Consider the following 25,307-nt stretch of genomic DNA (forward strand, 5'->3'; position numbering starts at 1 on the left):
CGCCGAAGTCCTCGACGAACTACTCTCAGAACCACCCAAACCACCCACTGTTGCAATCACCGCGTGAAACCGCCGGCCGAAGTGGGCAGTTTTACGTCTGCTCGCGGGAGGGTTTACGGCCCGAGCACGTCGCCCAGATACTTCTGGCTCAGCCGGGGATAGGTTCCGTCGTTCTGCGCAATGTTGAGCCACTGGTTCATCCACTGCTGTAGATCCGACCCGGTTCGCGGTACCAGATAGCCCTTCTGCTCGAACGTGAACGGATGGTCCAGGCTGACCCCGCACAGCTGCGGATTTTGGTTGGTCTGCCAACGGACTTCACTGGAGTCGGTGATCATCGCGTCCGCGGCGTTGCTGGTGAGTTGGTCGAAGATGGTGTTGTTGTCCGGATTGGTGATGATCTGCGCCTGGTGCAGATGTTCCTTGTCGAAGTCGGCGTTGGTGCCGCCGGGATTGACCACCACGCGCACATCCGGATGGTCGATATCCGCCAACGTCTGAAACTTCGACGCGTCCGCACACCTCACGATCGCCGCCTTCCCGTCACGCAGGTAGGGAGCGGTGTAGAGCGCCTGCTTGGCGCGGTTGAGCGTGATGCTGATCCCGCCCATCGCGGCATCGCATTTGCCGTTCAGGTCGTTGACCAGATTCGCCCACGTGGTCGGTTCGACGTCCAGTCGAACACCGAGCCGATCGGCCATGTCGTGGGCCATCTCGATATCCAGTCCGCTCCAATTGCCTTGCGGATCGCGGTAAGTGAACGGCCGATAGTCGCCGGTGCTGCAGACGCGGACCGAACCGCGCTGCATGATCTGCGGTAAACCGCCCGCCGTCTGCATCGCGGTCGGGGGTGCCGTCGGCGTCGGCGTCGAGCTGCAACCAGCGACAAGCGCCATGGCGACCAATGTGGAAACGACCGCAGTGATGTTCCTCATGCGTCGAGTGTGTACCGTCGACTGTGCTGCGCAGGTCAGCCCGCACTCTCCTGAGACGTTCGGCGGCTGAGACCCCGCGCAATCATCACCGTTGAAACAAGAATCGAATAGGCGATGCTGCGGAAACCGGCCCCGGCAACTTTTTCCTGCCAGGGCTTGCCGCGATGGCCTTGAGACAGAATCGGATTCGCTGCGGCGGTCCCCAATGCGGCGCCGAGTGCGGTGAAGAACCAGTTGCCGTATGTGCCGAACAGCAACGTCCAACGGGCGACGCGCGCCGCATTCGGCGACAGCTTCACGTGGCCCCAGATGGCTCCCACGGCGATCAGGAAGGTCCCGTTCATCACGCCTTCCAGGTGGGCGGACAATGCCATCCGCATGTTCTTGAAGCGCCGCTCCTGCAGGCCGGTGACCAGTCCGATCAAAAACAACAACACCCCGTGGCGCATCAGCCGGCGATCTGCTGTCGGCATTCTGTCCTCCTTCTGTGCGACAACCGTTCGAACCAGTGTCTGAGCCCGTCGGCCCGGCCACGTATAGCTGGTAAGCCGCGAATCCCACAGAATGGGACACGCGGATCGGGTTCGAGCAGGTACTTCATTCAACGCTTACGTCATGGGTAATTGATCCGCTGCTGATACTGATTTCATGTCTACTCCCACTCAACGCCAGACCGGCGCGGACGTCATCGCGCAGTTCCTTCCGTCGTCGCCGTTGGTGACCAAGCTGGGCATCGCCGCCGACGTTCTCGACGCCGACGAGGTCCGCCTGCGGTTGCCGTGGGATCCGACCAACGTCACCATCGCCGACATGGTGCACGGCGGCGCGATCGCAGCGCTGGCGGATGTCGCGGTGATGGCCGCCGCGTGGGCGGGTGCGGACGTGCCGGACTCACTGCGCGGCGTGACAACGTCGATGTCCGTGCAGTATCTGGCGCCTGCACGGGCGACCGATCTGATCGCGATCGGCCGTGTCCTGCGCCGGGGCAAGACGTTGGTGAACTGCGACGTCGACGTCGTCACATCCGACGGCCAGGCGGTGGCGAAGGCGATCGCCACCTACAAGATCGGCTAGAGCGTGACCTCGTTGAGTCGGCCGGTGGCGACGTCGAAGATGAAGCTGCGCAGCGATTCGTGCTTCGTGACGAACGGGCTGGCCTCGATGCGGCGCAGCGACTGACGGACGTCTTCTTCGATATCGATGAAGCTCTCGGCGGCCCATTCCGGTTTGATGCCGATTTCGTCCTGGATCTGCTGTTTGAATCCGTCGTCGGTGAAAGTCAGCATGCCGCAATCGGTGTGGTGGATCAGGATGATCTCTTTGGTGCCGAGCAGCCGCTGACTGATCGCCAGTGAGCGGATCTCGTCGTCGGTGATGACGCCGCCTGCGTTACGGATGACGTGCGCCTCGCCGTCGCCGAGGCCGAGGATCCGGTAGACGTCGAGGCGGGCGTCCATGCATGCCACCACGGCGACGTGCTTGCTGGGAGGCAGCGGCAACGGGCCTGAGAAGGTGCTCGCGTACGCCTCGTTGTTCTTGAGGTACTCGTCGGTCACTGACATTTGGGCCTCCTTGGTCGCGTCGACGCGACCATAGCAACGGCGCCACCCGATGCAACGGTGAAAATCACCGCGTATCGATGCGACGGCCGCCCTGCCGGGGGCAGCAGGGCGGCCGTCTGATCGGGGGGCGGGGTCAGAGCAACGGGATCCAGACCGGCCCGCGCCAGAAGCCCCACGCCCGGTAGCCGGGGTCGAACACCGGGTTCACCCACTGGCCTCCGTACAGGAAGGGCCGGTGGTCGATGACGGCGCGGTCGTAGGCGGCCCGGTCTTCCCACCGGATGTCCGGCCGGCCGGGGTGCACCCAGCCTGGGCCAGGCCCGTGCCACGGTTCTGCGTTCGCCAGGCCTGCGCCCAGCCCGAGCGCCCCTGCTGCGAGGCTGCCCGCGATGACGGTCCCTGAGATCAGTCGCTTGATCAACATGTGCATTCCTTTCCGTGTCTAATGACGTCTCAATGGGGCTGTTGGTTCAGGTCGTAGACCGTGGTGCCGCCCACATTGGTCGCGGTGAAGTGCTGGCTGACCCACTCGCTGATCTGCTGTGCGGGACCGGATTTCCCGTGCATCGGGCCACGGCGGTCGCTGGCGATGAAGTAGCGCACCTGATGGTCGGCGACATACGTCTGGAACTGGGCCAACGTCGGCGAGTTGTCGCCACCGCTGAACCCGCCGATCGCCATCAGCGACGCGCCCGACTCCAGCTCGAGGCGGCTCACGCCCATCGAGCCGATACCCGCTGCGGCCCAACGGCTGTCGGCGCCCTTCAGCAACTCGAACAGGGCAGTGTTGTCGGCGTCGGGCCCACCTGGGCCGCCTGGTCCGCCAAAGCCGTGGCCGCCGAACGCGGCGATGCGGCTGGGGCCGGACATCATGCCGGGGCCGCCGCTGGTGTGCGTGACGTTGTAGATCGCGAACGCGGTGGGTGCGGCCAGTCCGAAAAGCGCTGCGGCAGTGCTCAATACGACCACCGCACGGCCCAACCGCTGCGCCCCTACGGCGGTCACGGCCGCGACGAACACCGAGCCGACCAGCACCCCCCAGCGCAACGCGGGGAACCAATCCGGTGTGCGGTCCAGCAGGATGAACGCCCAGACGCCGGTGGCTGCGGCCATGGCCGCCAACACAATACGCGACCACAGGAAGTGCCTTCCCCGCCAGAGTTCAACCGTCGAGATGCCGACCAACGCGGCCACCGCGGGCGCCAACGCCACCGTGTAATACGGGTGCACGATCCCGTCCATGAAGCTGAACACCGCACCGGTCACCAGCAGCCAGCCACCCCACAACAGCAGGCCGGCGCGCACGCGTGCGGTGCGTGCGGTGCGCCGGGTGAACCAGATGCCTGCGGCCAGTCCGATCAGCGCAGCGGGCAACAGCCACGACGCCTCGGCGCCCATCGACGGTCCGAACAGTCGGCCGATACCGGCTTCACCGCCGAAGAACAGGTTCGCGCCTCGCGGTCCGCCAAAACCCCCTGGTCCGCCTTCGCCGCCGGCGATACGCTGAATCCCGTTGTAGCCCAATGCCAGTTGCAGCAGGCTGTTGTCGGTGGAGCCGCCGATGTACGGGCGCGAGTCGGCGGGCCAGAGGCTGACCAGCGCGACGTACCAGCCACCCGACACCACCATCGCGGCGGCGCCGACCAACAACTTGCCGATCCGCTTCCAAAAGCCGACGGGTGCAGCGACCAGGAAGGCCAGGGCAAGCCCGGGCACGATCAGAAACGCCTGCAGCATCTTCGTCAGGAATGCGAACCCGATGACGACGCCCACCGCAACCATCCAGCGTGTGCTGGCCGTCTCGATGGCCCGCAGCATGCAGTACGCGGCGGCCACCAGCAGCAGCACCAGCAGCGCGTCCGGGTTGTTGAACCGGAACATCAGCGCCGCAACCGGTGTCAGCGCCAGCGCTGTACCTGCGATCAGACCGGCGGCGGGTCCGCTGGTGCGGCGCACGGCGGCGTACAGCAGTGCGACGGCACCGACGCCCATCAGCGCTTCGGGCAGCAGCATCGTGAACGCGCTGAACCCGAATAGCCTGCCGAACAACCCCATCACCCACAGCGCGGCAGGCGGCTTGTCGACAGTGATCGCGTTGCCCGCGTCCAGCGAGCCGAACAGCCAGGCCTTCAGGTCCTGGGTGGCGGCCTGCGCCGCTGCGGCGTAGTAGTCGTTGGCCCAGCCCGAGGATCCGAGTCCCCACAGGTACAGCGCGGCGGTCCCCACCAGCAGCGCCAGCAGTGCGGGACGGATCCACCACGGATCGCGTCGTGCCGGCACGTCGGGCGCCGCCGCTGTCTGTGTCGGCGCGTCGGCAGTGATCGTCATCAGAGGTTCCTTTTGTCGTTGGTGGAAATCAGCGGGTCCGGCGGGGGTGAAACACCCAGCCCCGCAACAGCACGAAGCGCACGGCGGTGGCTGCCAGGTTGGCGACCACGAGCACGGCGAGTTCGACGAGGTGGTGTGGTTGTGCGACGACGGCATGCAGCACGGCAAGCGCACCACTGGTGATGGCCAGCGCGATGCCGAACACGACCAGCCCCTCGATGTGGTGGCGTGTCGCATTGGAGCGGCCACCGACTCCGAAGGTGAACCGCCGGTTGGCGGCAGTGTTGCCGATCGCGGTGAGCAGCAACGCGATCAGGTTCGCCGCCTGCGCGCCGGCCCAGCCTTGGGTCAGCATGAACAACACCACGTACGCCGCGGTGGACGCGACACCGATGGCGCCGAACCGGACCACCTGGCGCAGCAGCGATCCGGGCGCGGCCGCCTTACGTGACGAACCCAGTTGCGCGGCAATGGTGTTCACCGGTATCGAACCGTCGGCAAAGCCACGCAGCATCCGGCCGATGCCTTTGAGGTCCGCAGTCGCGGTCGCGACGATGTCGACGCGGCTGTCGGGGTCGTCGACCCAGTCGACGGGGACCTCGTGGATCCGCAGGCCACTGCGCTCGGCGAGGACCAGCAATTCGGTGTCGAAGAACCAGCCGGTGTCGGCGATGTGTGGCAGTAGGCGCTCGGCGACATCGGCGCGGATGGCCTTGAAGCCGCACTGTGCATCCGAGAATCCGGCGGCCAGCGTGGACTTCAGGATCAGGTTGTAGCAGCGGGAGATGATCTCGCGCTTCGGTCCGCGCACCACACGGGCCCCGCGGCCCAGCCTGGTCCCGATGGCCAAATCCGAGTGGCCGGAGATGAGCGGCGCGACCAGCGGCGCCAGGGCGGCGAGGTCGGTCGACAAGTCGACGTCCATGTAGGCCAGCACCGGCGCATCCGAGGTCGACCACACCGCGTGCAGTGCGCGGCCACGGCCCTTCTGCTCGAGGCGGACGACGCGCACGTCGGTCAACTCGGCGGCGAGTTCGGCGGCGATGCGCGGGGTGGCGTCGATGCTGGCGTTGTCGGCGATCGTGATCCGCACCTCGAACGGGAGATTTTCCCGCAGGTAGCGGTGCAGCCGATGAATCGAGTCGGCGAGAGCGGCTTGCTCGTTGTACACCGGCACCACGACGTCGAGCACCGGCACGCCTGCGGCGCGAGCCGCGATGGCGGCGTTCGGCCGCGGTGCGAAGTGGATGCGGTGGGCCAGGCCGGTGTCGGGTTCAAGGGCGATTTCTGTCATGACGTCCATGTTTGGACAGCAGAGTATGTGCTCCGTTGGCCGAAGCTATGCGCAAGCTATGAATCGCGCGGCGGCTGGGTGAGGTCGTAGATCAGCACGTCGTCGACGGTCTGCGGCGAATAGTGGGTTTCCACCCATTCGGCGATGTCGGAGGACGCATTGCGACCCGTCGAGAGGCCCCAGTGTCCGATCGTCATCTTGCCGCGGACGAAGTAGTGGATCCGGCCCGCCGCGACGTCGCGTTGGAACTCTTCGAGAGTCGGCGACGGATCGGTGCCGTTGAACCCGCCGATCGCCATCACCGGTGCGCCGCTTGACAATTGGTATCCCGCCGCGTTGTTGGAGCCGACGGTGGCCGCCACCCACGTGTACTTGCCTGCGTCTGCGGACAGCGTGGCTGCCAACGCGGGCCCCGGCGTCGGCGAGTCCAATAGACCCCCGGGTCCGGTCCAGCCGCCGAAGCCGTGCCGCGCAGGGCCGACCGACGGGATCGCACCGCTGTGCGGCGCGGCCGCCGTGGCGACGGAATACGCTGCCGGTGCGGCCAGACACGCCGCGACGGCCAGCGCGGCCACCGCCCTTGCGGCGGGCCTGACCAGGCGACCGGCGACCAGCAGCAGCGCCGCCGCGCCCACTCCCCCGGCCGCGACCGCGGCCCGCAGCCACGGCATCCAGTCGGCGTTCCTGGACAACAGCACAGCCGCGAGAATGGTGGTCACCAGCACCGTGCCGGACAGTGCCGTCGCAGCGCGGACGTCAGTGCGGTTGCGCCACAACAATGTTGCGCCGATACCGATCAGTGCTGCGACGGCAGGCGCGAGCGCCACCGTGTAATAGGGATGCAGGATGCCGTTGGCGAAGCTGAACGTCACCGCGGTGACCACCAGCCAACCGCCCCACAGGATCAGCGCCGTGCGTGTCGGGTCGGTTCGGGGTGCGCGCCGTGTGATCATCACGCTGGCGCCCAGGCAGATCACCGCGGCGGGCAGCAGCCACGCGATCGTCGGCCCCATCTGGTTGCCGAACAGCCTGCCCCAGCCGACGTCGAAGTTCATGTTGCCGAGGCCGCCGGGTTCGTCGCCGGTCAACCGGCCGAAACCGTTGTAGCCCAATGCCAGTTCGACGATGCTGTCGTGTTGGGAGCCGCCGATGTAGGGCCGCGACGACGCGGGCCACAGCTCAACGAGCAACAAATACCAACCGCCGGACACGACGACGGCCGCGGCGGCGGCCAGCAGATCGGCGATTCGCCGTCGCATCGACGGGGCACCCGCCACCAGGTAGGCGGCCGCGAAGCCCGGCAGCACCAGGATGGCCTGCAGCATCTTGGCGAGGAACCCGAACCCGACGAGTGCGCCCGCCGCGATCAACCACCAGCGGTTGCCGTCTTTTTCACACGCCCGCAGCACGCAGTAAGCGGCGCCGACGAGCAGCAGTACCAGCAGCGCGTCGGGGTTGTTGAAACGAAAGATCAACGCGGCGACCGGTGTCAGCGCGAACACCGCGCCCGCCAAGAGGGCCGCGGCTTCGCCGTTGATGCGCCGCACCGCGGCGTACAACACCGCCACCGCCGCAACACCTTCCAGCGCCTGAGGCACCAGGATACTCCACGAGTTGAGTCCGAACACCCGCACCGAGATGTCCATGATCCACAGCGCTGCGGGAGTTTTGTCGACGGTGATCGCGTTGGCGGCGTCGCTCGAGCCGAACAGCATGGCTGTCCAGTCGCTGGCGCCTGCCTGCGCGGCCGCCGAGTAGAACGCGTTGGCCCATCCGCTCGCCGAGAGGTTCCACAGGTAGAGGACGCCCGTCGCCGCGAGCAGCACGGCCAGTCTCACGCGCGACCAGACGCAAAGTGTCCGAAAACTGCGGCATGTCGGGGCACTTTCTGTCTGCTCGCCGGGGAGAACCAGGGTCGTCACCCCAAGAGTTTCCGTGAGTCCGCTAGGCGCCGGTTTTGGCCGGGCTGTGACTGAACTGTGAATTGCCAGGAAACGTCACCACGAACTCGGTCCTGCCAGGCACGCTGTGCACCCCGATGGTGCCGCCGTGGGCGCGAACGACGGCGGCGACGATGGCAAGCCCCAACCCGGTGCTGCCGCCGCGCCGCGAACGCGACGAGTCACCGCGGGCGAACCGCTCGAACACCTCGGGCTGCAACCATGCCGGTATCCCGGGGCCGTCGTCACTGACGGTCAGCACGGCGGAACCGCTTTCGTCGACGGCCAGCGACGTGGTGACCGACGTGCCGGGTGGGGTATGAGTTCTCGCGTTGGCCAGCAGGTTCGCCAGCACCTGGTGTAGCCGCGCCTCGTCACCGCTGACGACGACGGGTTCGTCGGGCAGATCCAACGACCACTGATGGTCGGGTCCGGCGATGTGGGCGTCGCTGACCGCGTCGACGACCAGACGCGACAAGTCGACCTGTTCCCGCTCCAACGGCCGCCCGGTGTCCAGTCGGGCCAACAGCAACATGTCCTCGACGAGTTGTGTCATCCGCTCGGTTTCGGATTCGACGCGGCTCATCGCGTGTGCGACGTCGTCGGGTAGCTCGTCTCGTTTGCGTTGCGCCAGTTCGGTATAGCCGCGGATGGCGGCTAGCGGTGTGCGAAGTTCGTGGCTGGCGTCGGCGACGAACTGCCGGACGCGGGTCTCGCTGGCGTGCCGGGCTGACAGCGCCCCGGCGATGCGGTCGAGCATCCGGTTCAGCGCCGAGCCCAGTTGGCCGATCTCGGTGTCGGCGCGGGCCGGGTCGACCTTGACGATCGGCGTCGGCAACCGCACCTCGCCACGGTCCAGTTCCAGGTCGGCCACCTGGCGGGCGGCCTCGGAAGCCCTTGACAGCGGGGCGAGTTGGCGTCGGATGATCACGATGCCCGCAGTGGTGGCGCCGATCAACGCGACCGCCGCCACGATGGCGAAGATCGCCAGCACCGAGAGCAGCGTGTCGTCGACGTCGGACGTGGGCAGGCCGGTCACGATCGTCACGCCGGGGCCCCGCGCGTGCATCGCGATGACGCGGTAGCGGCCCAGCCCGTCGAGGTCCACCGTGATCGGCTTCTCGTTCGGCGTGACGTTTGCGAGTTGTTGTGCGGCAGTTGCGCTGATTGCGTTCTGAGAGCCGTCGGCGTTGATGATGCCCGCGTCGACCGGCGCACCGCGATGGACGACCGCTCCCACCGTTCGCGCGGCTTGTCCTGGCGCGTTGAGAAACGCGGGGCCGGGGCCGAAGTCGTTGCGGATGATGACGCGACGGCGGAAGTCGGGCATCGGCCCCATGTCGGGTCGCGTTGGCGGAGGGCCGAATTCGAACAGCCCGACGGAGCGGTGACCGGTCTCGACAAGCCGGTCGTCGAGCTGATTCATCAAAAAGCGTTGCAGCGCAAGCTCGGTGCCCACACCGACCGCGGCGCACACCAGGGCGAGCAGAACGATCTGGGTAGCCAGCAGCCGGGCCCGCAACGACCAACTCCGCGGCGCGCGGAAGCGGCCGCGAAGCGCGTCAGCGCGGGGGCTTGAGGACATATCCGGCGCCGCGCAAGGTGTGGATCATCGGCTCACGCCCGCTGTCGATCTTCTTGCGCAAGTAAGACACGTACAGCTCGACGATGTTGGACCGCCCGCCGAAGTCATAGCTCCACACCCGGTCCAGGATCTGCGCCTTGCTCAGCACGCGTTTGGAGTTGCGCATCATGAACCGAAGCAGTTCGAACTCCGTCGCGGTCAGCGAGATCACGTCACCGCCGCGGGTGACCTCATGGCTGTCCTCGTCCAGCACCAGATCGCCGACGACGATCTTGGCGCCGCCCGTTTCACTGGTCACACCCGTGCGTCGCAACAGCGCACGCAGACGCAGCACCACTTCTTCGAGGCTGAAGGGTTTGGTCACGTAGTCGTCGCCGCCGGCGGTCAGACCCGCGATGCGGTCCTCGACGGAGTCCTTGGCGGTCAGCAGCAGCAGCGGCAGCCCAGGGATCTGTTCACGCAGCTTGTGCAGCACGTCGAGGCCGCTCATATCCGGCAGCATCACATCGAGCACCACCACGTCGGGCGGAGTTTCCTTGGCGGCGGAGATGGCCGAAGCACCGTCACCCGCAGTGGCGATCTCCCAGCCCTCGTAGCGCAACGCCATCGAGACCAGTTCGGCCAGTACGGGCTCGTCGTCGACAACCAACACGTGGATGGGTTTACCGTCCGCACGTCGCATCACGACGCGTCCGGGATCGTTGTCGTTGACCGTGAAAGCGCTCGAACTGGACACGCGCCCATTATTGGTGGCGGCCATATGTCACGACTGTGCCCTATCTATGCGTCAGCTGTGAAGACACACAGACACATCCGACGCTGACACAACACACAGCGAATTCACACCAAACGCCTGCACCGTGGTCGCATGAGCACCGACCAGATCGCCCCTGACGCGCCCGTTTGGGGCGCTCCGCAAACCCCATCCCGCGGTTGGGGCTGGCGCGAGAGCGCGGCAGCCGTCGCTGTCGCGGCGGTGATCGCGGCCCTAGGTGGTGCCGCCATCTACGCCGCCACGGCGGGCAGTCCGCACTCGTTCGGCCAACCTCACCAGGCATTCGGCCCGGGCGGCCCACCCGGCCAGCACGGTTCGATCGGTCCGCGCCAGACGGAACCGCAGTCGTTGCACGGCGAGTTCGTCGAACCCGCCGGTCCTGGGGCCTACGTCACCGTCGTCACGCAGACCGGCGCGGTGACCGCACTATCGCCGACATCGATCTCGGTCCGAAGCGAGGACGGCTTCAACCAGACCTATGCCATTCCCAGCACCGCGGGCAACGCGGGCGTCCCCTTTGCCGTCAACGACCAGGTCGAGGTCCGGGCGACCCGCAACGGCGGCACCTTGACGGTGACCAACATCGGCAATCCGCAGGGCGGGCCGACGCACCACAGTTAGCGATCAGCCGCCTGGCGCGAAGCCATCGGGCCGCTCAGCCGTGACAGGCGGTGTGACGAACGTGGTCTCCGGTTCGCTAGGCGCGGTTGTCGACGTCGTCGTCTCGCCGAGTGTGACTTCGGGGCCCTCACTCAGCACACCAGCGCCGCCCGTCGGACCGGCGAACGCGAGTCCCAGTCCGGCCATGGCGATGGCGGCGCCGGCACCGATGCTCGCGGCAACGACCTTCACTTGCTTCGATTTCATGCGCGTATCTCCTGGTTGGCTAGTGCTGCACCGCCGTCGGCGGGTTCTCCGACGGGGTCGTGGTGATCGGCGGCACGACCGCAGGTGTCTCCGGCGCCTCGGGCACCACGGACTCGGTGATCGTCTCCCCCGTGGTGACCTCCGACGTCGTGACCGGACCGGGCGGTGCCGGCTCCGGCGGCTCTGCCACGCTGACGTCGCTCATCGTGACCGTCAGCGCGCCCATAGCCACTACCCCAGCGACACCGGCGATGGCCGACACAACCTTCAACTGTCTCGAATTCACCTCTGACCACTCCCTTTGGTCTTGGCTCGCACAGTCCTGCCCTGTTCGGGTAACCGAAGGCGGCGGAGGCGAAACGTTTCCCGGGTAGCGTCGACTCCTTGAAACTGAAAGCACCCTTGAAGTGCAGTGTGAATCGACTAGGCGCGTCCAACTGCAACAACGGGCTGCCGGAAGGTCCATCTCTTACCCTGTGCGTCATGCACGTAGCGAGGGGACGCAGCCGATGACGCGTTTCCTCGCCCGGCGGTTGCTGAACTATGTCGTGCTGCTGGCGGTGGCCTCGTTTCTGACCTTCTCGTTGGCCTCGCTGACGTTTCGTCCGCTGGACAACCTGCTGCAGCGCAATCCGCGACCGCCGCAGGCCGTGATCGACGCCAAGGCCACCGAGCTCGGGCTCGACAAACCGATTCCGCTGCGTTACGGCCATTGGGTGTCGGGGGTGATGCACGGCGACTTCGGCACCACCATCGGCGGACAGCCGGTGTCGGACGAACTCTGGCGCCGCATCGGCGTCAGCCTCCGGCTGTTGGTGATCGGTTCGGTGGCGGGCACGATCATCGGCGTCGTGGTGGGCGCGTGGGGGGCGATCCGGCAGTACCGGCTGTCCGATCGTGTCATCACGGTGTTGTCGCTGTTGGTGATCAGCACGCCGGTGTTCGTGGTCGCCAACCTGTTGATCCTGGCCGCGTTGCGCGTGAACTCGGTGCTCGGTCTGCAGTTGTTCGAGTACACCGGCGAGACGTCACCAGATGCGGTCGGCGGCGCCTGGAACCAATTCGTCGATCGGGTGCAACACCTTGTGCTGCCGTCGTTCACGTTGGCGCTCGGCGCGATCGCGGGTTACAGCCGCTATCAACGCAATGCGATGCTCGACGTGCTGGGCCAGGACTTCATCCGCACCGCGCGCGCCAAGGGATTGACCCGGCGACGTGCGTTGTTCAAACACGGACTGCGCACTGCGTTGATTCCGATGGCCACCTTGTTCGCCTACAGCGTCGCGGGCCTGTTTACCGGCGCGGTGTTCACCGAGAAGATCTTCGGCTGGCACGGCATGGGCGAGTGGTTCGTGCAGGGCATCGCGACCCAGGACACCAACATCGTCGTTGCGATCACGCTCTTTTCGGGCGTGACGATCCTGTTGGCGGGGTTGTTGTCCGACGTCATCTACGCGGCCCTCGATCCACGGGTGCGGGTGCGATGAGCGAACCGATCACCGCAAAGTCTGGTGTCGACGTCAAACAGTTCGCCTCGCGAAGCGCGTTGGTACGGCGCCGGTTCCTGCGCAACAAGCCGGGTGTCATCTCGCTGGCGCTGCTGGTGGCGCTGTTCGTCGCGTGCTACGCGTTGCCGCCGCTGTTGCCGTACAGCTACACCGATCTCGATTTCTACGCCCTGCAGCAGCCACCGAGCACCGACCACTGGTTCGGCACCAACGCGCTGGGCCAGGACCTACTCGCCCAAACCCTGCGCGGCATGCAGAAGTCGATGCTCATCGGTGTCTTCGTGGCGTTCATCTCGACCGTCATCGCGGCGACGGTGGGAACCGTCGCAGGTTATTTCGGCGGATGGCGGGACCGCACGCTGATGTGGATCGTCGACCTGATGCTGGTGGTGCCGAGCTTCCTGCTGATCACCATCGTCGTGCAGCGAACCAAGGGCGACGTGATGTGGCTGATCATCCTGCTGTCCGCGTTCAGTTGGATGATCAGTTCGCGAATAGTGCGGGGCATGACACTGAGCATGCGTGAACGTGAATTCGTTTCCGCCGCACGGTATATGGGTGTGCCCAACTGGCGGATCATCGTGCGCCACATCCTGCCGAACGTCGCATCGATCATCATCATCGACACCGCGCTGAACGTCGGGGTGGCGGTGCTCGCCGAAACCGGGCTGAGCTTCCTGGGTTTCGGTATCCAGCCGCCCGACGTTTCGCTGGGGACGCTGATCGCCGACGGCACCAAATCGGTGACGACCTTCCCGTGGGTGTTCCTGTTCCCCGCGGGCGTTCTGGTGCTGATCATCTTGTGCGCCAACCTTGTCGGCGACGCGTTACGCGACGCACTGGACCCGAGCGCGCGGACGTTGCGGAGGCGCCGCTCGTGAGCCTGCTGACGGTGTCCGATCTGCATGTCACCTTCCCGACCGACGCCGAGCGGGTGAGTGCGGTGCGCGGCATGAACTTCGAGGTGGCCGAGGGCGAGGTCGTGGCGCTCGTCGGTGAATCCGGATCCGGCAAGTCCGCAACGGCGATGTCGATCATCGGGCTGCTGCCCGAGTACGCCGAGGTGTCCGGCTCGATTCGGCTGCATGGTGATGAGCTGCTCGGCTTGTCCGATAACCAGTTGTCGAAGATTCGCGGCAGGCGCATCGGCACGGTTTTCCAGGACCCGATGTCGGCGCTGACCCCTGTCTACACCGTCGGCGACCAGATCGCCGAGGCGCTGCAGGTTCACCGTCCCGAGATCGGTAAGGGGGAAGCCAGGAAGCGGGCCGTCGAACTGCTCGAACTCGTCGGCATCGGCCAACCCGAGCGGCGGGCCGCGGCCTTTCCGCATGAGCTGTCCGGCGGGGAGCGGCAGCGGGTGGTGATCGCGATAGCAATCGCCAACGATCCCGATCTGTTGATCTGTGACGAACCGACCACTGCCCTCGACGTCACGGTGCAGGCGCAGATCCTCGACGTGCTGCGGACCGCCCGCGACGTCACCGGCGCCGCCGTGCTGATCATCACCCACGATCTGGGGGTGGTCGCGCAGTTCGCCGACCGCGCATTGGTGATGTACGCCGGACGGGCCGTCGAGACAGCGCCCGTCGACGTCCTGTACCGCGGCCGCCGAATGCCTTATACCGCTGGGCTTCTCGGGTCCGTGCCGCGGCTGGACGCCCAGCAGGGGGCGCGGCTGGTGCCGATTCCCGGTGCGCCGCCGTCGATGGCGGCGCTGCCGCCCGGTTGTCCGTTCGCACCGCGTTGCCCGTTGGCCATCGAGCAGTGCCGCGCCGCCGAACCGGCGTTGCTCCAGATCGCGGCCGGGCATCGGGCCGCGTGTATCCGGACCGAGCACGTGGCGGGACGGACCGCCGCGGACATCTACGGCGTGTCGACCGAACCGCGTGACACGGTGGTCGACGCCGGTAAGCCGGTGGTGTTGCGTGTCGACGACCTGGTGAAGACCTACAAGCTGACCAAGGGCGTGGTGCTGCGCAGGCAGGTCGGCGAGGTGCGTGCGGTGGACGGCGTCAGCTTCGAGCTACCGCAGGGCCGCACGTTGGGCATCGTCGGGGAATCCGGGTCGGGCAAGTCGACGACGCTGCACCAGATTCTGGAGCTGTCCACACCACAGGGCGGGTCGATCGAGGTACTCGGCCGTAACGTCGCGACGCTCGACCGGCATTCCAGGCGAGCGCTGCGCGGGGACCTGCAAGTGGTGTTCCAGGATCCGGTCGCCTCGCTGGATCCGCGCCTACCGGTGTTCGACGTGCTGGCAGAACCCTTGCAGGCCAACGGTTTCGACAAGAATCGCACCGATGAGCGGGTGACGGAATTGCTCGACATCGTGGGGTTGCGCCGCGAGGACGCCAGCCGGTATCCGGCCGAATTCTCCGGCGGGCAGAAGCAGCGCATCGGCATCGCGCGGGCGCTGGCATTGCAACCGAAGATCCTCGCGCTCGACGAACCCGTATCGGCGCTGGACGTTTCCATCCAGGCGGGCATCATCAACCTGCTACTCGACCTGCAGGACCGGTTCGGCCTTTCGTATCTGTTCGTGTCGCACGACCTGTCGGTGGTCAAGCACCTAGCCCACCGGGTGGCCGTGATGTACAAGGGAAAGGTGGTCGAACAGGGTGACGGTGATGCGGTGTTTGCCAATCCGCAGCAGGAGTACACCCGCCGCCTCCTTGCCGCAGTTCCTCAGCCGAACCCGAATCGCAGGTAACCTTCCTCGCCATGAAGATCCGACACTTCGCCGTGCTCGCCGTCGTCGCCGGGCTCCTCCTCACCGCGTGTTCTGGCAAGGAGGAAGCACCGCCGCCGGCGGGCGGGTCTGCGGAGGTCGGCAGCGCCAACGACATCAACCCCCAGGACATCGCCAAGTTGCAGCAGGGCGGCAACCTGCGGTTGTCGCTGCCGTTGTTTCCGAACAACTTCAACCCGTTGCACATCGACAGCGAAGGCACCGGCGCGGCGATGTTACGAGCCACCATGCCCCGCGCCTTCCGTATCGCCCCGGATGGCTCGACGACGGTCAACACCGACTACTTCACGAAGATCGAACTGACGGGAACAAACCCTCAGGTCGTCACCTACACCATCAATCCCAAAGCTGTCTGGAGCGACGGCGCGCCGCTCACGTGGGAGGACATCGCCGCACAGATCCACGCGACCAGCGGCAAGGACAAGGCCTTCGCGTTCGCAAGCCCCAACGGCAGCGAACGCGTCGAATCGGTGACCCGCGGCGTCGACGACCGCCAAGCAGTCATCACGTTCGCCAAGCCGTTCGGCGATTGGCGCGCCATGTTCGCCGGCAACGGGATGCTGCTGCCGAAGAGCATGACCGCCACTCCAGATGCGTTCAACAAGGCCCAACTGAACGCGCCTGGCCCGTCAGCAGGCCCGTTCATCGTCTCGACCGTCGACCGGACCGCGCAGCGGATCGTGCTGACGCGGAACCCGAAATGGTGGGGCACGCCGCCGCTTCTCGACAGCATCACCTATCTGGTACTCGACGACGCCGCGCGCGTCCCAGCGCTGCAGAACAACACCATCGACGCGACTGGTCTGGCCTCGCTCGATGAGCTGGAAATCGCAAGGCGGACACCGGGAGTCTCGATTCGACGGGCTCCTGCGCTCAGCTGGTACCACTTCACTTTCAATGGTGCGCCAGGAACGATATTGGCGGACAAGGCGTTGCGTCTCGCCATCTCCAAAGGCATTGACAGGCAGACGATCGCCGATGTGACGCAGCGCGGTCTGGCCGACAAACCGGCAGCGTTGAACAATCACCTCTATGTCGCGGGCCAAGATGGCTATCAGGACAACAGCCAGATCGTCGCGTTTGACCAGGAAAAGGCCGAGCAAGAGCTCGATGCATTGGGCTGGAAGCTCAACGGGCAATTCCGGGAAAAAGACGGCCGCCAGCTCGTGATCCGTGACGTGTATTACGACTCGTTGACCACCAAGCAAATCGCTCAGATCGCCCAGAACAGCCTCGCGCAAATCGGCGTGAAGCTCGAACTGGTCACTGCCCGGGGCGGCACTTTGTTCACGGATTACGTCACCGTGGGCAATTTCGACATCGCGCAGTTCGCTTGGTCCGGAGATGCTTTCGCACTTTCGTCACTTACCCAGATCTATGCCTCGCAGGGCGAGAGCAACTTCGGCAAGATCGGCAGCCTAGAAATCGACGCCAAGATCGACGAGACGCTCGACGAACTCGACGCCGAGAAGGCGCGGGTACGCGCCAACGAGCTCGACAAGCTGATCTGGGCAGAAGGATTCAGCCTGCCGCTGTTCCAATCCACGGGCAACGTCGCCGTACGAAGCACTTTGGCGAACTTCGGGCCAGCAGGTCTTGGCGATCTCGACTACACCAAGATCGGCTTCATGAAGCCGTGACGCGCTGCACAGTGCGCGGGACCGCGGCAGGCACGGCCTTCTCCACGGCGGCGGCCGCGGCGATTCCCCAGATCAACAGTCGCACCCCGAGCCCGCCTGGCGTCGAATCCAGTTCCTGGGCCCTGGCGGGCAGGTTGGAACTGGTGCCGTCATAGACGGCCTTGATGACGTCCAACGCTGCCCGCTCACGCAGATCGATCGCCGAGTGTCCCGCCGTCGCGAGATCGACGAGGACGGCGTCGGGGACCAGCGAGGCGATCCTGCGCGCCACCACGGGCGGCGTGATCAGGTCGCGACCCCCTGAGATGACGACGGTCGTCCACGTGAACTTCGGCATCTCCGCGACCAGGTCGAACGGTTCCTTTTCGAACTCTGTTGTGCCGATGCCCATCTCGCGGTACACGACCGCCGGGTCTAGCGGTTTGCCGTCGGGGGCGGCGGCGTAGTTCAGCTCGCGGTAGCCGATTCGGCCGACCAGGTCCGGCTCGTGGCGATACGGCGCTTTGCGTTCGAAAATAAAATGGGCGCCGCGGTCGAGCACGGACCACAGCGCCCGGCGGCCGGCCAGCAGCAGGTCGAGCTGGCGGCGCAGCACCTGTGGGCCCGCGAAACCGTATACGGCCGCCGCGAGTTGAGTGGACTCCGGGCTCAGCTTGTCCTGCTGCACCAGTTCGCGCACCTTGGCCGCCAGGTCAGCGGTCTGCGCGCCGTCGCCGTCCCACAGCACCCTGCGGGTTTCAGCCCTGACCGCGTCGATGTCGTCGGCCGACAGCACCGGCGAGTCGAGAATCATCGCGTGCACCCGCTGTGGGTGACGCACCCCGACCCCGGCGGCCACATACGTGCCGTACGAGGTGCCGTAGATGACCGCCTTGTCCACCTGGGCGTCGTCGAGGACGGCGGCCACGTCGTCGACCACCTGGTTGATGGTCAGCGCCTCCTCGGGCAGGTCCGTGCCGCTGTCGTCGTGGCGAGACATCCCGACGCCGCGGTGCTCGACCATGATCACGTCGAGCCCCTCGGCCGCGGCACGCCTGCGAAATCCCCGATAGAGCGCGATCGAGGCGGCGCCGGGGCCGCCGGGAATGACGACCAGCGGATGCGCCGATTTGCGGCCGGTGCGCACGTAGAACAGGTCGAAGTGCTCGCCGCCGTCCCCCCGGATCGGCCGCCGCACCGCTCGCACACCCGGCAACGCAGCGAGCTTCTCGTGCGCCCGCCGACGCTTGGCGTTCATCGTCATCACCCGCCATTCTGCCCCCTCGACGGTCCTTAGGTTCCGGATGATCGAAAGCAGTGCACGCCGGGACGCCATATCGGTACAACCGTCCCATGACCTCCGCGGACCGCGTTACCCGCCTGCTGCCCGGCACCTCAGCATGGGCCGACCTGCTGGCCCAGATCGCCGCAGGCGCAAAGGATCGAGACCTCAACGACGAGAACCCATTCGACCAAGTCGCTGCGCTGAAGCGGGCCGGCTTCGGCACACTGCGGCTCCCCGAGCACCTCGGCGGCTCGGGATTCACTGTGCCCCAACTGTTCTCCGCAGTGATCGAGGTGGCGCAGGCCGATCCCATTGTGGCCCACATCTTTCGGACACATTTCTGGTTCGTCGAGGAACGGCTGCGCACCGCCGACGATCCCAGTTCGGCGCGCTGGCTACACAAGGTGGCGACGGGAAAGATCTTCGGCAACGCGTTCAGCGAGAAGGGCTCTCTGGCCGTCGGCAGCCTGGTGTTCAACACCCGCCTGCTGCCCGCCGACGGCGGCGGTTACCGGCTGACCGGCGAGAAGTACTACAGCACCGGCACGCTGTTCTCGGACTATCTCACCGTCGCCACCACCACCGACCACGACTCCGTCGCGACGGTCGTGGTGCCCGCCGACCGGGACGGTGTGCAGCTGATCGACGACTGGGACGGCTTCGGGCAGCGCCGCACCGGGACCGGTACCACGGTGTTCACCGACGTCGCGGTGTCCACCGACGAGTTGCTGAGCGACACGCCGTACGACGCGGCCCCGGTGCCCACGGTGCAGTACGCGTCGTTGCAGCTGTACATCCACGCGGTGGTCGCCGGCATTCTGGCGAGCGTCGTGGACGACGGTGTTGCGCTGCTGCGGTCGCGGGACCGCAGCTTCAGCCATGCGCTGTCGGAACGCCCAACCGATGACCCGCTGTATCAGAAGCAACTCGGCGAACTGGCCGCGACGGCCTACATCGCCAAAGCCGCCGTGCTCGACGCGGCCGAGGCGATCGCGGCGGCCACCGCGTCGGAGATCGACGGCGTGCCCGACGCAGACCTCGCCGAGGCGGCCCAGTTGAAGGTGGCCAAGGTCAAGGTGCATCTGGACAACGTCGCGCCCGAGGCCGCCACCCGACTGCTGGAACTCGGCGGGGCCAGCGCGGCCAGCAGACAGCGCAACCTCGACCGGCACTGGCGCAATATCCGCACCATCACGCTGCACAACCCGGTGGCGTACAAGGCGCGGGTGATCGGCCAGAACCTGTTACACGGCACCGCAATTCCAGCCAACGCCTACTTCTGACGGCGATGAAAGGACTACCCCGTGGCACGTCAACTGCACCTCGGCGGATTTCAGATCGCGTCCCAGGTCACCCACTCGCACGCCGCCTGGCGGCATCCGGGCAGCGACACCCGATTCACCACGCCCGACTACTACCACCGCATCGGCAGGATCCTTGAACGCGGCAAGTTCGACTTCGTGTTCTTCGCCGACCTGCTGGCTGCGCCGGTCAGGTTCGGCGACGACATCACCGAACCACTGCGCCGCGGCACGCAGGCCACCGCCACGCTCGACCCGTCGATCGTGGCGGCCAGCATCGGGGCGGTGACCTCGAAACTCGGCATCGCAATCACCAAGTCGGCCACCTACTTTCACCCGTACGAACTAGCCCGCATCTTCTCCAGCCTTGACCACATCACCCAGGGCCGGGTGGCGTGGAACATCGTCACCTCGCTGACCCAGAGCGAGGCGCAGAACTTCGGCCACGACAACCATCTGGATCACGAGTTCCGATACGAGCGCGCCGACGAGTTCGTCCGCACCACGTTGGAGTTGTGGGCCAGCTGGGACCCCGATGCGCTGGTGCTGGATAAGGCCAACGGAGTGTTCGCCGACCCGTCGCGGATCCGCCCGGTCGACCACAACGGGCAGTACTTCCGCTCGCGCGGCCGCTCAACGTGCCGCACTCGCCGCAGGGCAGGCCGGTGCTGATCCAGGCCGGTTCATCGCACACCGGTAAGGATTTCGCGGCCCGCTGGGCCGAGGCCATCTTCGAAATCGATCCCACACCCGAAGGTCGCCGGGCGTACTACGACGACGTGAAATCCCGCGCCGTCAACTTCGGCCGCGATCCCGACCAGGTGTTGATCTTCCCGGCGTTCATCCCGTTCATCGGCGAGACCGAGTCGATCGCCCGCGAGAAGCAGGCGTTTCACAACGAACTGGCCGACCCGATCTCCGGGCTGATCACGCTGTCGGTGCACACCGACCACGACTTCTCCGGCTATGACCTGGACGCGCCCGTCGAGGATGTGCAAGTCAGCGGCACGCAGGGGCTGTTCGACGCGGTGCGACGGGTCGCCAACCGCGACAACCTGACGCTGCGCGACGTCGGCAAATGGTATGCGCAGGGGGTGCTGCTACCACAGTTCGTCGGTACCGCCGAGCAGGTCGCCGACCAGATCGAGGAGTCGTTCAACGCCCGCGAAGCCGACGGGTTCATGGTGTCCGCCGCCCAAACACCGGGCACCTTCAACGATTTCGTCGATTCGGTGGTGCCGGAGTTGCAGCGGCGAGGACTGTTCCGCACCGAATACACCGGCACCACGCTGCGCGAGCACCTCGGGCTCGGTCCGGTTTCGTTCGAGCCGTCGAAACGGTTGCAGTCAGCAAGCTGACCGAATCAGATCGGCGGCTTTCTCGCCGATCAGTACGCTCGGTGCGTGGGTGTGGCCGCGGATGATGGTCGGCATCACCGACGCGTCGGCCACCCGCAGCCCGTCCACACCGCGCACCCTGAGTTCGGGATCGACGACGCTGGCGTCGTCGCTGCCCATCCGGCAGGTGCCGACCGGGTGATAGAGCGTGTGCGACAACGAATTCAGCGCGCGTTCGAGCGTCTCGTCGTCGAGTTCCGTCGCGCCGAGCGGTCGCGCCACCTTGCCGATGATGCCTTTCAGCGCTGCGGTCTTGGCGATGTCGGCGCACATCCGGAGCCCGGCCATCAGCGCCGCGCGGTCGGCACCGGCATCGTCGGTCAGGTACTTCGGGTCGATGACCGGCTTGTGGTTCGGATCCGCCGAGCGCAGCGTGATGGTGCCGCGACTGTGCGGTTTGAGCAGGATCGGCCCCATCACCACGGCGTGCCGGTCGTAGGGATCGCCCAGACCCTCCTCGAAATACGGGGCGGGTGCGAAGATCAGCTCCAGATCCGGGTGGTCGAGGTCGTCGCGGCTCTTGACGAACCCGTACGCCTCGCCGACGTTCGAGGTGAGCATGCCGCGCCTGCGGAGGAGGTAGTTGACCAGTTCCAGCGGCTTCTCGGCGGCGAACAGCGTGTCGTCGGGTACGTCGAAGCCCAGCGGAACGACAAGGTGGTCAATCAGATTGGCGCCGACGTCGGGTACGTCGGCCACCACGTCGATACCGTGTTCGGCAAGATGGCCGCGCGGGCCGACGCCCGACACCATCAGCAGTTGCGGGCTGTTGATCGCACCCGCGCACAACACGACCTCACGTGCGGCTCGCACCACCCGTCGCTGGCCCAGCTGCTCGAATTCCACTCCTGTTGCCCGTGTCCCGTCGAACAGGATGCGGGTGACGACGGCTTCGGTGTGCAGCGTCAGGTTCTTCCGCTGCAGCGCCGGCTTGAGATACGCGTCGGCCGTGCTCCAGCGCGCTCCCCTGCGCTGTGTGACAAGGGTTTCGACGAATCCGTGGTGGCCGCATTCGCCCACGGCGGCCAGCCACGCGGCGGTCGACTTGCGTGGACTGCGCTGCGCCGAGAGCACCAGCGGACCGCTTTCGATGCGCCGGAAGTATTTCTCGACGTTCGCGTTGTTCCATTGTTCGCCGGCGTATTGCGCCCACTCGTCGTAGTCGGCGGGAAAGCCGCGGACCCACATCATGGCGTTCATCGACGACGACCCGCCGAGCACTTTGCCTCGAGGCCAATAGATTTCGCGTCCGTCGAGTTGCTTCTGCGGTTCGGTCAGGTAGTCCCAGTCCATCGCGCTGCGAAACAACTTCGCAAAGCCGGCCGGGATGTGGATGAACTTGTCCTTGTCCCGCGGGCCCGCCTCGAGCACGACGACGGAAGCGGTCGGATCGGCACTGAGCCTGTCGGCCACGATGGATCCGGCTGAGCCGGTCCCTACCACGATGTAGTCGGCGTCCACCTGCCGCAGTCTAAGAGGCGACGGAGAAACCCGACGGGGTTTACAAAGACGTCAATATCAGCAATCTTCTATTCGGCGTGAAAATCGCGTAAGACATCGCTAAACAGCACCACGGAGCTATGGTTGGCAACCACGGTTCTGACGAAAAACGCCGCCGTGAAGGTCCTTGCGGTTGGGATCGGTGCGCCGCTCGTGGCCCTCATCCAGTTGGTGGGTCCGCGGGGCGGCACCAATGTCGGCACTGTGGCCACCAATTCTCCGCCGGTCGGCGCGGGTCGCATCGTCACCGCACCCGGTTCGTAATCGGGCGCGGGCACGATGAGCGGCAACTTCTCAAAGACGCCGGTGAAGGGCCGTTGCACGGGCGGGGTGGCTTCCTTCTGCAACTGACTGCTGGGCTCGCGCGGGTAGCAGCCAGGCGACGACGATCGCCGCACCGAATGCAATGCCTGCGCTGACCAGTGAACCGGCCTGCATACCGTCGAGGAACGCGCTGTTCGCGGCGGCGCGGACCCCCGGCGCGGCGGCACCCGGCAGCTGACCAATGACCTGCTGGGCTGCGGCCATTGACCGCTCCAGGGTGTCGCGAGCCTGCGCTGGCAGGGCGGTGATGACCGAGTTGTCACTAAGCCGGGCGGTGTAGATCGACGCGAACACGCTGCCGACGATCGCGACGCCAAGGGTGCCGCCCAACTCGCGGGTTGTGTCGTTGACAGCCGAGCCGACACCGGCCTTGTCCGCGGACAGCGATCCCATGATCGATTCGGTGGCCGGCGCCGTGGTCAGGCCAAGGCCACCGCCGAGAAGCACCATCTGCAAGGCGATTTCGAGGTAGGGCGTGGCGGCGTCGGCAGTCGACGCCCAGGCGAGCCCCGCGGCGAAGACCATCAGTCCGCCGGCAACCACGGCAGTGGTGCCGATCCGTTGCACGATGCGGGGTCCGGCGATGCTGGCGACGGCAATCGAGATGGCCACCGGCAGTAGGCGTACTCCGGTCTCAAATGCGGTGTAGCTCTTGATGAATTGGAAGTACTGGGTGATGACGAAAATGAAGCCGAACAGCGTCAGGAAGCCTGCGGTGACCGCCAGACTTCCGCCCGAGAACCGCCGGTTGGCGAAGACGGATACGTCGAGCATCGGATGTGGGGTGCGCCGCTCCCACAGGGCGAACAGGGCGAGCACCACGATTGACACCGCGAATCCTGCTGCGGTGTGGGCGCTGCGCCATCCCCAGGTCGGCGCCTCGATGACCGTGTAGACCAGTGCGGTGATGCCGATCGACGACAGGAGCAGGCCGGGCGCGTCGACCGGCGGTGCCGCGGGGTCGCGCGATGTCGGGATGAACAACCGGCCACCGATGACGGCGATTACGGCCACCGGCACGTTGACCATGAAAACCGCGCCCCACCAGAAGTGTTCGAGCAGCCAGCCGCCGGTGATCGGGCCCACGGCCACGCCGACACCGACCATCGCGGCCCACAGTCCGATCGCCTTGGCCCGCTTCACTGGGTCGGGGAAGATGTTGGTGATCAACGACAAGGTGGTCGGGAAGATCACCGCGGCACCGACCCCCATCGCCGCGCGGGCGGCGATCAGACCTTCAGCCGAATTCACCTGCGCCGCAATAGCTGATGTGATCGCGAAGAGTGCGAGGCCTGCATTGAGCCAGCCGAGACGGCCGAACCGGTCGGACAGACTGCCCGCCGACAGCATGAGTCCCGCCATCACCAGGGTGTAGGCGTCGACGATCCATTGCAGTTGCGCGGTGTCGGCGTCGAGTTCGCGAGACAGCGTGGGCAGGGCGACATTGACGATGGTCGCGTCGACGCTGATGACGAAGACGCTGAGGCAGATGAAGGCGAGTGCGGCGATCGAGTGACGACTGGACATGGACAGAACCGTAAACCTTTCAGACAAGTTTTTCAAGCAATACGACTATTTACTTGTCTAACGGGTAGAGTTATTCCCGTGCCGAGGAGCTATCAGCAGAACTGTCCGATCGCCAAGGGCCTTGACGTGCTGGGTGAGCGGTGGACGCTGCTGATCCTGCGCGAGCTGATCGGCGGCGCCCGCCGCTACAGCGACCTGCGCGCGCAACTGCCGGGCATCGCGACGAACCTGCTGGCTGACCGCCTCCGCGAGTTGGAGGACGCGGGTCTGGTGACAAGGGGGGAGCTGCCGCCACCGGTCGCGCGCACGGTCTACACGCTGAGCGAGACGGGCTGGCGCAAGGTGCTGCCCGTGGTGAAGGCGATCGCGACGTTCGGCCTGGACATGGTCGCGGCCGACGACAGCGCGCTGACGCCGCTGAACGGTTTCCTTGCGGGCATATTGTTGGCCTTCGACCCCGGCCGGGGCGATCTAGGTGCGTCGTACCGTGTCGACATCGACGGCCGCCGGTTCGAATTCGCCGTCGACAGCCACGGCCTGAACGCCGCACAGGGCCCGCCGGCGGTCAGCGTCACCGCGACGGCGGCCGCCCTGATCGGCGCACGACTCGGCGCGACAGCAGCCGAGCGGAAGGCCGCATTGCGGCGGGTCGCGTTCGACGGCGATGCCGATGCGGTGGCGGCGATGCGGCGGGTGTTCGCGCTCACCGGCGACCCCGGACTGTTGGCGTCCTAGCTGGCGGTATCTCCTGTCAAGTTTGATGTGGGCTCAGAAGCGTTCGCCGACAAGCAGTGAAGCCAGTGTTGTC

Annotated in this window: 23 protein-coding genes and 1 pseudogene; 10 read left to right on the top strand and 14 right to left on the bottom strand. The window is 66.2% G+C overall.

Features of this window, described 5'->3' with window-relative positions; translation table 11 throughout:
* Positions 1-113: 113 nt before the first annotated feature.
* Positions 114-935 (bottom strand): transporter substrate-binding domain-containing protein, encoded by an 822-nt coding sequence (locus A5724_RS05425; RefSeq protein ID WP_067797427.1) that lies wholly within the window; start codon positions 933-935, stop codon positions 114-116.
* 35 nt (positions 936-970) lie between these two features.
* Positions 971-1,408 carry a hydrogenase gene (locus A5724_RS05430; protein ID WP_067797430.1) on the bottom strand — a complete coding sequence of 146 codons (438 nt, stop codon included), beginning with the start codon at positions 1,406-1,408 and terminating at the stop codon, positions 971-973.
* Between the two features lie 175 nt (positions 1,409-1,583).
* On the opposite strand from A5724_RS05430, the gene A5724_RS05435 reads away from it, so the two are divergent.
* A complete protein-coding gene (locus A5724_RS05435) occupies positions 1,584-2,009 on the top strand; it encodes a PaaI family thioesterase (protein ID WP_067797433.1) in 426 nt (141 codons plus the stop codon).
* Here A5724_RS05435 and A5724_RS05440 read toward each other — a convergent pair.
* The 7 genes from A5724_RS05440 to A5724_RS05470 form a co-directional block, all read right to left on the bottom strand.
* Positions 2,006-2,497 carry a carbonic anhydrase gene (locus A5724_RS05440; protein WP_067797436.1) on the bottom strand — a complete coding sequence of 164 codons (492 nt, stop codon included), beginning with the start codon at positions 2,495-2,497 and terminating at the stop codon, positions 2,006-2,008. The two genes, A5724_RS05435 and A5724_RS05440, sit on opposite strands and share 4 nt — an antisense overlap.
* A 133-nt stretch (positions 2,498-2,630) precedes the next feature.
* On the bottom strand, positions 2,631-2,921 hold the full coding sequence (locus tag A5724_RS05445; RefSeq protein ID WP_082964878.1) for a hypothetical protein: 291 nt from the start codon (positions 2,919-2,921) through the stop codon (positions 2,631-2,633).
* A gap of 29 nt (positions 2,922-2,950) precedes the next feature.
* Positions 2,951-4,825: a glycosyltransferase family 39 protein gene (locus tag A5724_RS05450; RefSeq protein WP_067797452.1), complete on the bottom strand. Its 1,875-nt coding sequence runs from the start codon at positions 4,823-4,825 to the stop codon at positions 2,951-2,953.
* 28 nt (positions 4,826-4,853) lie between these two features.
* Complete coding sequence (locus tag A5724_RS05455; RefSeq protein ID WP_067797456.1) at positions 4,854-6,128, bottom strand: bifunctional glycosyltransferase family 2/GtrA family protein; 1,275 nt, start codon at positions 6,126-6,128, stop codon at positions 4,854-4,856.
* Between the two features lie 47 nt (positions 6,129-6,175).
* Positions 6,176-8,041, bottom strand: coding sequence for a glycosyltransferase family 39 protein (locus tag A5724_RS05460; protein WP_082964876.1), 1,866 nt, complete (start codon positions 8,039-8,041; stop codon positions 6,176-6,178).
* 22 nt (positions 8,042-8,063) lie between these two features.
* Positions 8,064-9,644, bottom strand: coding sequence for a cell wall metabolism sensor histidine kinase WalK (locus A5724_RS05465; RefSeq protein ID WP_067797458.1), 1,581 nt, complete (start codon positions 9,642-9,644; stop codon positions 8,064-8,066).
* Complete coding sequence (locus A5724_RS05470; protein WP_067797495.1) at positions 9,622-10,326, bottom strand: response regulator transcription factor; 705 nt, start codon at positions 10,324-10,326, stop codon at positions 9,622-9,624. The genes A5724_RS05465 and A5724_RS05470 overlap by 23 nt, the downstream gene beginning before the upstream one ends.
* A 186-nt stretch (positions 10,327-10,512) precedes the next feature.
* On the opposite strand from A5724_RS05470, the gene A5724_RS05475 reads away from it, so the two are divergent.
* Complete coding sequence (locus A5724_RS05475; RefSeq protein WP_232004714.1) at positions 10,513-11,040, top strand: hypothetical protein; 528 nt, start codon at positions 10,513-10,515, stop codon at positions 11,038-11,040.
* A 3-nt stretch (positions 11,041-11,043) separates the two neighbouring features.
* Here the strand turns inward: A5724_RS05475 and A5724_RS05480 are convergent, their stop codons facing one another.
* Together A5724_RS05480 and A5724_RS05485 are read right to left on the bottom strand one after the other, a co-directional pair.
* Positions 11,044-11,286, bottom strand: coding sequence for a hypothetical protein (locus tag A5724_RS05480; protein ID WP_067797461.1), 243 nt, complete (start codon positions 11,284-11,286; stop codon positions 11,044-11,046).
* Positions 11,287-11,305: 19 nt separating this feature from the next.
* Positions 11,306-11,572: a hypothetical protein gene (locus A5724_RS05485; protein ID WP_067797464.1), complete on the bottom strand. Its 267-nt coding sequence runs from the start codon at positions 11,570-11,572 to the stop codon at positions 11,306-11,308.
* Positions 11,573-11,795: 223 nt separating this feature from the next.
* Here A5724_RS05485 and A5724_RS05490 point away from each other — a divergent pair, with 223 nt between their 5' ends.
* Genes A5724_RS05490 through A5724_RS05505 form a run of 4 tightly spaced genes read left to right on the top strand, consistent with a single transcriptional unit; the run spans position 11,796 to position 17,186 of the window.
* Positions 11,796-12,773, top strand: a complete 978-nt coding sequence (locus A5724_RS05490; RefSeq protein WP_067797467.1) for an ABC transporter permease — start codon at positions 11,796-11,798, stop codon at positions 12,771-12,773.
* Complete coding sequence (locus tag A5724_RS05495; protein WP_067797472.1) at positions 12,770-13,675, top strand: ABC transporter permease; 906 nt, start codon at positions 12,770-12,772, stop codon at positions 13,673-13,675. The genes A5724_RS05490 and A5724_RS05495 overlap by 4 nt, the downstream gene beginning before the upstream one ends.
* Complete coding sequence (locus A5724_RS05500) at positions 13,672-15,507, top strand: ABC transporter ATP-binding protein (protein WP_067797474.1); 1,836 nt, start codon at positions 13,672-13,674, stop codon at positions 15,505-15,507. Before A5724_RS05495 ends, A5724_RS05500 begins: the two co-directional genes overlap by 4 nt.
* An 11-nt stretch (positions 15,508-15,518) precedes the next feature.
* The gene (locus A5724_RS05505; protein WP_067797477.1) at positions 15,519-17,186 is read left to right on the top strand and encodes an ABC transporter family substrate-binding protein; all 1,668 of its coding nucleotides are present in this window, start codon (positions 15,519-15,521) and stop codon (positions 17,184-17,186) included.
* On the opposite strand, the gene A5724_RS05510 is transcribed toward A5724_RS05505, so the two are convergent.
* Positions 17,173-18,429, bottom strand: coding sequence for an alpha/beta fold hydrolase (locus A5724_RS05510; protein ID WP_067797500.1), 1,257 nt, complete (start codon positions 18,427-18,429; stop codon positions 17,173-17,175). The genes A5724_RS05505 and A5724_RS05510 overlap by 14 nt on opposite strands.
* Positions 18,430-18,518: 89 nt before the next feature.
* On the opposite strand from A5724_RS05510, the gene A5724_RS05515 reads away from it, so the two are divergent.
* Both A5724_RS05515 and A5724_RS05520 read left to right on the top strand, forming a co-directional pair.
* On the top strand, positions 18,519-19,733 hold the full coding sequence (locus A5724_RS05515) for an acyl-CoA dehydrogenase family protein (RefSeq protein ID WP_067797502.1): 1,215 nt from the start codon (positions 18,519-18,521) through the stop codon (positions 19,731-19,733).
* Between the two features lie 21 nt (positions 19,734-19,754).
* Positions 19,755-21,109, top strand: a pseudogene (locus A5724_RS05520) (LLM class flavin-dependent oxidoreductase).
* On the opposite strand, the gene A5724_RS05525 reads toward A5724_RS05520, so the two are convergent.
* Entirely contained in the window at positions 21,098-22,609 is a 1,512-nt protein-coding gene (locus A5724_RS05525; protein ID WP_067797479.1) for a GMC family oxidoreductase, read from the bottom strand. The pseudogene A5724_RS05520 and the gene A5724_RS05525 sit on opposite strands and share 12 nt — an antisense overlap.
* Before the next feature lie 123 nt (positions 22,610-22,732).
* Between A5724_RS05525 and A5724_RS05530 the strand changes: the two genes are divergently transcribed.
* The gene (locus A5724_RS05530) at positions 22,733-22,912 is read left to right on the top strand and encodes a hypothetical protein (RefSeq protein WP_067797482.1); all 180 of its coding nucleotides are present in this window, start codon (positions 22,733-22,735) and stop codon (positions 22,910-22,912) included.
* 30 nt (positions 22,913-22,942) lie between these two features.
* On the opposite strand, the gene A5724_RS05535 is transcribed toward A5724_RS05530, so the two are convergent.
* Complete coding sequence (locus A5724_RS05535) at positions 22,943-24,499, bottom strand: MFS transporter (RefSeq protein ID WP_067797485.1); 1,557 nt, start codon at positions 24,497-24,499, stop codon at positions 22,943-22,945.
* Between the two features lie 78 nt (positions 24,500-24,577).
* Here A5724_RS05535 and A5724_RS05540 point away from each other — a divergent pair, with 78 nt between their 5' ends.
* Positions 24,578-25,234 (top strand): helix-turn-helix domain-containing protein, encoded by a 657-nt coding sequence (locus tag A5724_RS05540; RefSeq protein WP_067797488.1) that lies wholly within the window; start codon positions 24,578-24,580, stop codon positions 25,232-25,234.
* Positions 25,235-25,307: the final 73 nt, after the last annotated feature.

Origin of the sequence: Mycobacterium sp. ACS1612 (genome assembly GCF_001667505.1) — a bacterium.
Classification (GTDB): domain Bacteria; phylum Actinomycetota; class Actinomycetes; order Mycobacteriales; family Mycobacteriaceae; genus Mycobacterium.

What these genes read in the sequence shown, in the direction of transcription:
- A5724_RS05425 (WP_067797427.1), bottom strand. Translation starts at nt 935, where the DNA reads ATGAGGAACATCACTGCGGTCGTTTCCACATTGGTCGCCATGGCGCTT.
- A5724_RS05430 (WP_067797430.1), bottom strand. Translation starts at nt 1,408, where the DNA reads ATGCCGACAGCAGATCGCCGGCTGATGCGCCACGGGGTGTTGTTGTTT.
- A5724_RS05435 (WP_067797433.1), top strand. Translation starts at nt 1,584, where the DNA reads ATGTCTACTCCCACTCAACGCCAGACCGGCGCGGACGTCATCGCGCAG.
- A5724_RS05440 (WP_067797436.1), bottom strand. Translation starts at nt 2,497, where the DNA reads ATGTCAGTGACCGACGAGTACCTCAAGAACAACGAGGCGTACGCGAGC.
- A5724_RS05445 (WP_082964878.1), bottom strand. Translation starts at nt 2,921, where the DNA reads ATGTTGATCAAGCGACTGATCTCAGGGACCGTCATCGCGGGCAGCCTC.
- A5724_RS05450 (WP_067797452.1), bottom strand. Translation starts at nt 4,825, where the DNA reads ATGACGATCACTGCCGACGCGCCGACACAGACAGCGGCGGCGCCCGAC.
- A5724_RS05455 (WP_067797456.1), bottom strand. Translation starts at nt 6,128, where the DNA reads ATGGACGTCATGACAGAAATCGCCCTTGAACCCGACACCGGCCTGGCC.
- A5724_RS05465 (WP_067797458.1), bottom strand. Translation starts at nt 9,644, where the DNA reads ATGTCCTCAAGCCCCCGCGCTGACGCGCTTCGCGGCCGCTTCCGCGCG.
- A5724_RS05470 (WP_067797495.1), bottom strand. Translation starts at nt 10,326, where the DNA reads ATGCGACGTGCGGACGGTAAACCCATCCACGTGTTGGTTGTCGACGAC.
- A5724_RS05475 (WP_232004714.1), top strand. Translation starts at nt 10,513, where the DNA reads ATGAGCACCGACCAGATCGCCCCTGACGCGCCCGTTTGGGGCGCTCCG.
- A5724_RS05480 (WP_067797461.1), bottom strand. Translation starts at nt 11,286, where the DNA reads ATGAAATCGAAGCAAGTGAAGGTCGTTGCCGCGAGCATCGGTGCCGGC.
- A5724_RS05490 (WP_067797467.1), top strand. Translation starts at nt 11,796, where the DNA reads ATGACGCGTTTCCTCGCCCGGCGGTTGCTGAACTATGTCGTGCTGCTG.
- A5724_RS05495 (WP_067797472.1), top strand. Translation starts at nt 12,770, where the DNA reads ATGAGCGAACCGATCACCGCAAAGTCTGGTGTCGACGTCAAACAGTTC.
- A5724_RS05505 (WP_067797477.1), top strand. Translation starts at nt 15,519, where the DNA reads ATGAAGATCCGACACTTCGCCGTGCTCGCCGTCGTCGCCGGGCTCCTC.
- A5724_RS05510 (WP_067797500.1), bottom strand. Translation starts at nt 18,429, where the DNA reads ATGACGATGAACGCCAAGCGTCGGCGGGCGCACGAGAAGCTCGCTGCG.
- A5724_RS05515 (WP_067797502.1), top strand. Translation starts at nt 18,519, where the DNA reads ATGACCTCCGCGGACCGCGTTACCCGCCTGCTGCCCGGCACCTCAGCA.
- A5724_RS05535 (WP_067797485.1), bottom strand. Translation starts at nt 24,499, where the DNA reads ATGTCCAGTCGTCACTCGATCGCCGCACTCGCCTTCATCTGCCTCAGC.